Source organism: Saccharomonospora iraqiensis subsp. paurometabolica YIM 90007 (assembly GCF_000231035.2).
GTDB classification, from domain to species: domain Bacteria; phylum Actinomycetota; class Actinomycetes; order Mycobacteriales; family Pseudonocardiaceae; genus Saccharomonospora; species Saccharomonospora paurometabolica.
The window spans coordinates 71480-76858 of the sequence record NZ_KI912187.1; the positions used below are offsets into that span (position 1 = coordinate 71480).

General features: G+C 72.9%; 5 protein-coding genes and 1 pseudogene. 2 read left to right on the forward strand and 4 right to left on the reverse strand.

Annotated elements, in window-relative coordinates; translation table 11 throughout:
- The coding region (locus tag SACPADRAFT_RS24680) for an aldehyde dehydrogenase family protein (RefSeq protein WP_007026325.1) at positions 1-1145 on the forward strand (1145 nt) is incomplete at its 5' end.
- A 70-nt stretch (positions 1146-1215) separates the two neighbouring features.
- Here SACPADRAFT_RS24680 and SACPADRAFT_RS0201195 read toward each other — a convergent pair.
- Entirely contained in the window at positions 1216-3429 is a 2214-nt protein-coding gene (locus SACPADRAFT_RS0201195) for an MMPL family transporter (protein ID WP_007026324.1), read from the reverse strand.
- A 104-nt stretch (positions 3430-3533) separates the two neighbouring features.
- Positions 3534-4130: a TetR/AcrR family transcriptional regulator gene (locus SACPADRAFT_RS0201200; protein WP_007026323.1), complete on the reverse strand. Its 597-nt coding sequence runs from the start codon at positions 4128-4130 to the stop codon at positions 3534-3536.
- 162 nt (positions 4131-4292) lie between these two features.
- Here SACPADRAFT_RS0201200 and SACPADRAFT_RS31915 point away from each other — a divergent pair, with 162 nt between their 5' ends.
- Positions 4293-4448, forward strand: a complete 156-nt coding sequence (locus tag SACPADRAFT_RS31915; protein ID WP_233357092.1) for a hypothetical protein — start codon at positions 4293-4295, stop codon at positions 4446-4448.
- A 25-nt stretch (positions 4449-4473) separates the two neighbouring features.
- Here the strand turns inward: SACPADRAFT_RS31915 and SACPADRAFT_RS0201210 are convergent, their stop codons facing one another.
- Positions 4474-5025 (reverse strand): YbhB/YbcL family Raf kinase inhibitor-like protein, encoded by a 552-nt coding sequence (locus SACPADRAFT_RS0201210; protein ID WP_007026322.1) that lies wholly within the window; start codon positions 5023-5025, stop codon positions 4474-4476.
- Positions 5026-5154: 129 nt separating this feature from the next.
- A pseudogene (locus SACPADRAFT_RS0201215) lies at positions 5155-5379 on the reverse strand (selenide, water dikinase SelD); the annotation flags it as partial.

Genomic DNA, 5379 nt, shown 5'->3' on the forward strand with positions numbered 1-5379 from the left:
CCCGGACGAACACGGCCGAGACCGGTCGGGACACCCGCGACGCCCGCGCGGGGGTGCTCGCCGGGGCCACGACGCTGGAGCAGTACGCCGAGCTCGGCCCGCTGCACCGGGGCCGGTCGCTGCTCGGCGGGGTGGACGCCACCGATCTGATGATCCCGGAACCCCGGGGCGTGGTGGCCGTGTTGACCCCGTGGAACGACCCGGTCGCGGTGGCGTGCGGGCTGATCGGCGCGGCGCTGGTCACCGGGAACACGGTCGTGGCCAAACCGAGCGAGCGCTGTCCGCACACCGGGGCGCTGCTCGGTGAGGTGCTGACCCCGCACCTGCCCGACGGCGTGCTGCACACCCTCACCGGGGACGGCGAGGTCGGTTCGTGGCTGGCCGGGCAGGACGGCGTGGACGTCGTCGCCCACGTCGGCGGTACCGCCACCGGCCGGGCCCTGGCCGGGGTGGCGGCGCGCACGGGGGCGAAGATCCTGTTGGAGAACGGCGGCAACGACCCGCTGCTGGTCGACGGCGACGTGGATCCGGAGTGGGCGGCCGGGCAGGCCGCGACCGGCGCGTTCGCGAACAGCGGGCAGATCTGCGTCGCGGTCGAGCGGGTGTACGTGCACCGGGCCGTGGCCGGCCCGTTCCTCGACGCGCTCACCGACCGGGCCCGTGGCCTCGGTGTGCTCCCGTTGGTGGACACCCGGCACCGGGCCGCCGTGCACGACCACGTCACCGACGCGGTCGCGTCCGGGGCGCGGGTGTGCGCGGGTGGGGTCGTGCCGGACGGCCCGGGCGCCGGCTACCCGGCGACCGTGCTCGCGGACTGCACCGACGACCTGCGGATCATGCGTGAGGAGACGTTCGGGCCGGTGGCACCGGTGCGGGTGGTCGACGACTTCGACCACGGCCTCGCGCTGGCCCGGGACGACCGCCACGGACTCGCCGCGACCGTGCTCACCCGTTCGTTCGCGCATGCCCAGCGGGCCTGCCGGGAGCTTCCGGTCGGATCGGTCAAGGTGAACGCCGTGTTCGGCGGTGCCCCCGGCGGGGCGGCCCATCCGCGCGGCGCGAGCGGACAGGGCTTCGGTTACGGCCCCGAACTGCTCGACGAGATGACCGTGACCAAGGTCGTCCATCTCGAACCCGCACCCTGAGCGGGAGGGTCCCGACACGCGACCGGGGGCCGCCCACACCGCGTGGACGGCCCCCGGGCACCACGGGGATTCAGGAACCGCTCGGAACCGGCTCCCGGTCGTGGTCGGCACCCTCGTCGAGCCGCTGCTGGAGGCGTTCCCCCTCGACGTCGACGTTGGGCAGTGCCTTGTCCAGCGGCCGGGGCAGCCACCAGGCGGACCGGCCGAGCAGGGCGAGCACCGCGGGCACGATCGTCATCCGCACCACGAACGCGTCGAACAGGACGGCGATCGCCAGGCCGAAGCCGATCATCTTGATCATCGCCTCACCCGAGCCGATGAAGCCGGCGAACACGCTGATCATGATGAGCGCGGCGGCGGTGACCACCCGGGCCCCGTGGGAGAAGCCGGTGACGATCGACTCGTGCGGGCTCTCCCCGTGCACGAAGGCCTCCCGCATCCGGGTCACCAGGAAGACCTCGTAGTCCATCGCGAGGCCGAACACCAGGCCGACCAGGAAGATCGGCATCAGGCTCATCACCGGCCCGGTCTGCTGCACGCCGAACACGTCGGCGAGCCAGCCCCACTGGAACACCGCCACCACGGCACCCAGCGCGGCGACGACGGACAGCAGGAACCCGAGTGCGGCCTTGAGCGGCACCAGGATCGACCGGAACACCACCATCAGCAGCAGGAACGCGAGTCCCACCACCAGGGCCAGGTAGGGCAGCAACGCGGCGTCCAGCTTGTCGGAGACGTCGATGCCCATCGCGGTCTGGCCGGTGACGAGGACGTTCGCGCCGGTGTCCGCGGTGATGCCGTCGGCCCGGTCGCGCATCGAGTGCACCAGGTCCTCGGTCGCGGGGCTGCTCGGTGCCGACGCGGGGACCACGTTGATCATCGCCGTGTCGCCCGCCGGGTTGAACCGCGGCGGGGTCACCGCGGCGATCCCGTCGAGTCCGCGCAGGGTGTTCGCGGTGCGCTTCGCGGCCCCCTGCGGGTCACCGCTGTCCGCGGCGTCCACGGTCACGATCAGCGGGCCGTTGGTGCCGGGCCCGAAGCCCTCGGCGATCAGATCGTAGGCACGGCGCTCGGTGGTGTCGGTGGGCTTGGAGCCGTCGTCCGGCAGGCCGAGGCGCAGGTCCGTCGCGGGGACCGCGAGGACCCCGAGGCCGACGACGGAGAACAGCAGCACCAGCACCGGGCGGCGCAGCACGAAGCGGGACCACCGGGTGCCCGCCCCGGGGCGGTCCGCGGCGGCCCGGGCGGTCTCCGCGGCCGTGCGGTCCCGCTGCTTCCGGGGCAGGATCTTCGTGCCCGCGAAGCCCACGAACGCCGGGACCAGGGTCACGGCCACCAGCACGGCCAGCACGACCGCCCCGGCGGCGGCCAGACCCATCTTCGTCAGGATCGGGATGTTCACCACGGACAGGCCCGCCAGGGCGATGATCACCGTGAGCCCGGCGAACACGACGGCCGAGCCCGCGGTCCCGGCCGCGCGGCCGACGGCGTCGTAGGGCTCGTGGCCCTCGCCGAGTTCGGCTCGGTAGCGGGAGACGATGAACAGCGCGTAGTCGATGCCGACCGCCAGGCCGATCATGGTGGCCAGGATCGGGGTGGTGCTGTCGAGTTCGAGGACGCCGGTCAGCGCCGTGATGGCGGAGACGCTGATCCCCACCCCGATCAGGGCGGTGACCAGCGGGAGTCCGGCGGCCACCAGCGCGCCGAAGGTGATCAGCAGCACCACCGCGGCGACGACCACACCGATCACCTCGGTGGTGCCGGTCTCCGGCATGGTCATCAACGCGTCCCCGCCGACCTCGACGGTCAGCCCCGCGTCGCGGCCCTGCGCGACGGCGTCCTCCAGGGCGGTGCGGGACCGCTCGGTCAGGTCGAGCGCGCTGGTGTCGTAGTTGACCTGCGCGTAGCCGATCGTGCCGTCGGGGCTGACCGCCCGGCCGCGGAACGGGTCGACCGCCTGCTGCACCTGCGACCCCTGGGCGATCTCGCCGACCACCTCGCCGACCGCGGCGCGGTTCTCCGGATCGGTGAGTTGTTCACCCTCCGGTGCCTGGAAGGCGACGCGGGCGGTGGCCCCTTCCGGGTTGGTGCCGGGGAAGCGTTCGTCCAGCAGTTCGAATGCCTGCTGGGCCTCCGTTCCGGGGATCGAGATCGAGGACGACGCGGACGAGGAACTGGTCGCGGCGGCGCCGCCCACGGCGGCGAGCAGCAACACCCATACCAGGGCGACCAGTCCGCGCCGCCGGAAAGCGAACCGGCCGAGCCGGTACAGCAATGTGGCCATGGACGAGGAACTCCAGTTGTGTCGGTTGGGGAAGGGTCCGTGTTGTTCGGGTTGTCGGGGGATCTCCCGGTGCTGCGGCGGTGGAGCGCCCGGAGGTCGGGTCGTCAGGCGATGCCGAGTGCGGGGAAGACCACGGCCCGCAGGTAGTTCTCCATGTACTCGGCGTCGGCCTCCCGGTTCTCGATCAGCCTGCGGATGCCGAACGCACCGATGACCAGGTGCGGGAGGAACGCCCGTGCGGGGTTGTCCGGGGCCAGTTCGCCGCGTTCGACGGCTCTGGCGAGAACGGCGTCGAGCATGTCCAGCCCCGGGCGGATGTGCAGTTCGTACAGCGCCTGCCACAGGTCACGGTCCTTGGAGACGGCATGGGCCAGACCGTTGAGCAGTGCGGTGTCCTCGGTCGCGTGCCCCAGGAACTCGGTGACCAGGTGCCGCAGGTCGTCGGCCAGCGAGCCGGTGTCCACGTCGGTGAGGGGCTCGGCCAGGTGCCGCAGCGCGGTCGCCACCAGTTGCGGCTTGCTCTCCCACTGCCGGTAGAGCGTCGCCTTGCTGGCCCGAGTGCGCGCCGCGACGGCGTCCATCGTCAGGGCCTCGTAGCCCTGTTCCCGGACGAGGTCCACCACGGTGGTGAACACCTCCCGCTCGCGCTCGGGCGTCAGCCGCGTACGGCGTGCCTGAGCGCCGGAGGTCTGCTCGGACATGCGGGAACTCCAGGAACGAAACCGTTTCGTACCGAGTCAGTCTAGAAGTACTCCGAAGCGAAACGCAAACGTATCGACACCCGGTCGTTTCGATCACCGCGTGACGTCGCACACGACCTCCCGCCCGGCGTCCGACGTGGGAGTGTTGCGCAGCGGAGATGGTTGACCCGGTTCGCCGCCGCCCAGGAGGTGCCCGCGTCGGCGGTGGTGCGTGGGTGGATCCTGGATCATCTGCGGGCGAGTTCCGGGTCGCCGGTCACCACCGTCGACCGGATCGCGCACGAACTCGAGCGGCTCCGCCGCCAGCTGGCCGCATGAGCACGCACCGGGCCCGGTGGGGTGCTCAGCGGGCGAACAGGCCCACCAGGGTCCCCCGGGCCAGGGAGTGGTCGTCGGCGGCGGCGTGCACGTCGTCGGCGGTGGCCCCCTCGTCGAGGCCGAGCGGGCGGTCCACGGCGTAGAGCCGGAAGAAGTACCGGTGCGCCTCGTCGCCCACGGGTGGTTGCGGTCCGCCCCAGCCGAGATCGCCGAAGCCGTTCCGGCCCACCGTCGCGCCGGGCGGGAGGCCGTCCGTCCCGCCGATGCCGGTGGCCTCCGGGGGGATCTGGGTGACCACCCAGTGCACGAATGTGCCGCCCGGGGCGTCCGGATCCTCACAGATCAGGGCGAGCTCCTCGGTGCCGTCCGGCACGTGGGTCCACTCCAGCGGCGGTGCGGTGTTGCCGCCCTGCCGGGAGTAACGGTCCGGGATCAGCGTGCCGTCGTTGAAGGCCGGGCTGCGCAGCTCCAGTTCCGCCGCGATCGCCCGGGGCGGCTCGTCGATCGTGGGGTCGCCCCGGCTCATCCCCCGGGTGCCCTTCGGGCCCTGGGCCCGCTCGCCGCGTGCCTGCGCCATGGTGATCCTCCCCGGCCGCGGGCGGGCCCGGCGGAAAGGGTCCGGCGCCGGCCGTCGGTCGTCGTGTCGAGGCGGTGATTCCTGTCGACGTTCCCGCCGTCGGCGCGGGCAAACCCGGAACGCACCCACTCACCGCACCACGACCGCCTCGGGGCCGCGGGGGACGAGTTCACCGATCACGGGCGCGCCCGGCACCTCGCCGGCCACCAGCAACCCGCCGGAGGTCTGCGCGTCGGCCAGCAGCAGGGCGGTCGCCTCGTCCACCCCGGTCAGGTCGGTGTGCGGGCGCACCCAGTCGAGGTTGCGGCGGGTGCCGCCGGAGACATAGCCCTCCCGGACGGCGTCGCGGGCGGC